Annotated in this window: 3 protein-coding genes; all 3 read left to right on the top strand. The window is 65.5% G+C overall.

Features of this window, described 5'->3' with window-relative positions; translation table 11 throughout:
• The coding region (gene purF, locus JHD07_RS36755) for an amidophosphoribosyltransferase (protein ID WP_291631103.1) at positions 1-1,173 on the top strand (1,173 nt) is incomplete at its 5' end.
• Between the two features lie 210 nt (positions 1,174-1,383).
• Positions 1,384-2,124, top strand: coding sequence for an SDR family NAD(P)-dependent oxidoreductase (locus JHD07_RS36750; RefSeq protein ID WP_291631101.1), 741 nt, complete (start codon positions 1,384-1,386; stop codon positions 2,122-2,124).
• 248 nt (positions 2,125-2,372) lie between these two features.
• Positions 2,373-2,992 (top strand): ABC transporter substrate-binding protein (locus JHD07_RS36745; RefSeq protein WP_291631099.1); only part of this gene is annotated, 620 nt, incomplete at its 3' end.

Below are 2,992 nucleotides of genomic sequence, written 5' to 3'. Positions count from 1 at the left end.
ATCCTGCGCAACGTGCAGCCGCTGTTCGCCGAGCTCAATGCCGGGGGCCTCGCGGTCGCCCACAACGGCAACCTCACCAACGGCCTGACGCTGCGCCGCGAGCTCGTCAAGCACGGCGCGATGATGCAATCGACCACCGACACCGAAGTGATCCTGCACCTGGTCGCGCGCTCCAAGCGCGCCCGCTTCATCGAGCGCTACATCGACGCGTTGCGCGAGATCGAGGGCGCCTATGCCCTGGTCTCGCTCACCAACAAGAAGCTGGTCGGCGCGCGCGATCCGCGCGGCATCCGTCCGCTCGTGCTCGGCGAGCTCGATGGCTGCCCTATCCTGACCTCAGAAACCTGCGCGCTCGACATCATCGGCGCCCGCTTCGTGCGCGACATCGAGCCGGGCGAGGTCATCGTGTTCGACGAGAACGGCCAGGACATCCACAAGCCGTTCCCGCCGATGGCGCCGCGTCCCTGCATCTTCGAATACATCTACTTCTCGCGTCCCGATTCCATCGTGCACGGCCGCTCGGTCTACGAGGTGCGCAAGAATTTCGGCGCGCAGCTCGCGCGCGAAAGCCACGTGCCGGTCGACGTCGTGGTGCCGGTGCCGGATTCCGGCGTGCCCGCCGCGGTCGGCTACAGCCAGTTCTCCGGCGTGCCGTTCGAGCTCGGCATCATCCGCAATCACTATGTCGGCCGCACCTTCATCCAGCCGACGCAGGCGATCCGCGAATCCGGCGTGCGCATGAAGCATTCGGCCAACCGCGCCGCGATCGAAGGCAAGCGCATCATCCTGATCGACGATTCGCTGGTGCGTGGCACCACCTCGAAGAAGATCGTGCGCATGATGCGCGATGCCGGCGCCAAGGAAGTGCATTTCCGTCTCGCTTCGCCTCCGATCCTCTATCCCGATTATTATGGCATCGACCTGCCCGACCGCGGCGGCCTTCTCGCCGCGACGCATTCGCTGGAAGAGATGCGCGAGATCATCGGCGCCGACTCGCTCGCCTTCCTGTCGATCGACGGCATGTACCGCGCCATGGGCGAGCCGGGCCGCGACCCCGCCAATCCGAAGTTCTCGGACCATTGCTTCACCGGGGCCTATCCGACCCACCTCACCGACCAGACCCAGACCGAGCCGCAGCCGCGGCAGCTGTCGTTGCTGGCCGAGGCGAGCTGACATCGAAGGCGTCATCCCGGGCGATGCGAAGCATCGAACTATGGCGCGCAGTTGCGCGCCTGAGGATCTCGAGATTCGGGTCTGGTGCTTCGCACCATCCCGGAATGACAGGTGCATGCGGGGCTTGTCCCGGCCATCCACGTCTGTAATACCCGCCGCAAAGAACGTGGATGCCCGGGACGAGCCCGGGCATGACGGAAGTATTCGACGATGACAAAACCCCTCGCCGACCGTATCGCTCTCGTCACCGGCGCCTCCCGCGGCATCGGCTATGCCACCGCAATCGCGCTCGCCAAGGCCGGCGCGCATATCGTTGCGACGGCGCGGACGCAAGGCGGGCTGGAAGAGCTCGACGACGAGATCCGGAAAGACGGCGGCAGCGCCACTCTGGTGCCGCTCAACCTCACCGATTTCGACGGCATCGCGCGGTTAGGGGCCGGCCTGCACGAGCGCTACGGCAAGCTCGACATCTTCGTCGGCAATGCCGGCGTGCTCGGACCGTCCTCCCCGATCGGCCATATCGAGCTCAAGACCTTCAACGACGTGATGGCGGTGAACGTCTCCGCGAACTTCCAGCTGATCCGCTGCATGGAGCCGCTGCTCAGGCAGTCCGATGCCGGCCGCGCCGTGTTCATCACCTCGGGCGCCGCCAACAAGGCGACCGCCTATGTCAGCCCCTACGCGGCCTCCAAGGCCGCACTGGAGACGCTGGCCCGCGCCTGGGCGCAGGAGACCGCGAATACCAAGCTGCGCGTCAACCTGTTCAACCCCGGCCCGGTCCGCACCCGCATGCGCGCCACGCTGATGCCCGGCGAGGATCCCGCGACGCTCGACACGCCCGAACAGGTCGCCGAATTCATCGTGCCGATGTGCGCGCCTGACTGGGCCGAGACCGGCAAGTTCTACGATTACAAGACCCGCAGCCTGATGAGCTTCCGCGCGCCCGCTTGATGACGCCCGAGGTAACGCCCTTACCGCGGGGGTCGACGCTGGTCAGCGCATCGGCCCACATGGGACGCGCCGAGATAGCGACTCAACGCATTTTGACCAAAAGTTAACCGCCGGATGACGCTACGACGCAGCGTCATCAGGCTTTAGATGCATTGCCGCCGGCCGTGGGACAGGCTAGAGCCATCAGCCGGAACAAAGGCTCCATCCAAGAGAGCCGTCCGCATATTTGACAATGGAGGAAATCTTTCATGACGACGACGTTCGCCCGCCGCTCCGCGGCCCTTCTGGCCTGTGCCGCCTTCGGTTTTGCCACATCCGCCCACGCGCAGGACAAGACCGTCAAGATCGGCGTGCTCAACGACATGTCGAGCCTCTACGCCGACATCGGCGGCCCGAACTCGGTGGTCGCGATCAAGATGGCGGTCGAGGATTCCGGCTTGCTCGCGAAGGGCTGGAAGATCGACGTCATCAGCGGTGACCACCAGAACAAGCCGGACGTCGGCGTCAACATCGCCCGGCAGTGGATCGACAACGAGAAGGTCGACGCGATCGCGGACACGCCGAACTCGGGCGTCGCTCTTGCCGTCAGCAATCTCGTCAAGGAAAAGAACGCGGTCCTGCTGAATTCCGGCGCCGCCTCCGCCGACCTGACCGGCAAGGCCTGCACGCCGAACACGGTCTCCTACACCTATGACACCTACATGCTGGCCAACGGCACCGGCAAGGCGCTGACCAAGGCCGGCGGCGACACCTGGTTCTTCCTCACCGCCGACTACGCCTTCGGCCACGCGCTGGAACGCGACACCACGGCGGTGGTGACCGCCAACGGCGGCAAGGTGCTCGGCAGCGTCAAGCATCCGATCAACAC

The sequence above is a fragment of the Bradyrhizobium sp. genome (assembly GCF_016462955.1).
Taxonomy (GTDB): Bacteria; Pseudomonadota; Alphaproteobacteria; order Rhizobiales; family Xanthobacteraceae; genus Bradyrhizobium.
This window is presented reverse-complemented; position numbering and strand designations above follow the sequence as displayed.

What these genes read in the sequence shown, in the direction of transcription:
- JHD07_RS36750 (WP_291631101.1), top strand. Translation starts at nt 1,384, where the DNA reads ATGACAAAACCCCTCGCCGACCGTATCGCTCTCGTCACCGGCGCCTCC.